This is a genomic window from Luedemannella flava (assembly GCF_039528515.1).
Lineage (GTDB): Bacteria > Actinomycetota > Actinomycetes > Mycobacteriales > Micromonosporaceae > Luedemannella > Luedemannella flava.
Window position 1 is genome coordinate 1 of the sequence record NZ_BAAALT010000318.1, and the last position, 710, is coordinate 710.

Sequence of the window (710 nt, forward strand, 5' to 3'; positions counted from 1 at the left end):
CACCGGGACCGGGCATGACGGCCGGGCCGGGCATGACCGGCGGACGGCCGGTCGGCCGGGAGGCGATCAGAGGCGTCGCGCCGGACCCGCCCGAGGTCGGCGGGTCGACGACGCGGGCGACCTCCATGGTCTCGGAGGAGTTGGTGATCGGCGGCCGGATGGCGGTCTCGTCGGCCGACGCCGGCGGGCGGGCGCCGGGCCGGGGGCCGCCGAACGGGTCGCCGGTGCCACCGAACAGGTCGCCCGTGTTGCCGAACAGGCCGCCCGAGGTCGCGGGGCGGGGTGCGGGCGCCGGTGTGGGCGCGCCGGAGACGCGGGGGGTCTCCCCCGTGAACTCGTGCCACGCGGGCGAGTCGCGGCTCACGCGCGTCGGCGTCGACGGACCGGGCTGACCGAGCCCGGGCGCGCGCGGCGGCGGGGTGGCGTCGGCGCGCGTGTTCTCGCCCGTGTCGCGGGAGCGTCGGCCCAGCCGACCGCCGCCGGTGCCACCTGACGGGCCGGAGGCGACCGGGCTCCCGAAGGAGCCCGACATCCCCGGGGTCACGGGGGGCCCGCTGGGCGCCGCGGGGCTGCCGAGCGGCGCGCGCGGCTCGTCGGGAGCGACGCGCGGCGTGGGCTGGGCCCCGGTGATCCGGCGACGCCGCCCGACGTGTTCGCTCGTGGCTCCGGAGTCCTCGGTGGGCGGAGCCGGCGGGGTCGGCGCGGTGGCG

Annotated in this window: 1 pseudogene; it reads right to left on the reverse strand. The window is 80.8% G+C overall.

Going from position 1 to position 710, the window contains the following annotated elements:
* A pseudogene (locus ABD211_RS32955) lies at nucleotides 1–544 on the reverse strand (hypothetical protein); the annotation flags it as partial.
* Nucleotides 545–710: the final 166 nt, after the last annotated feature.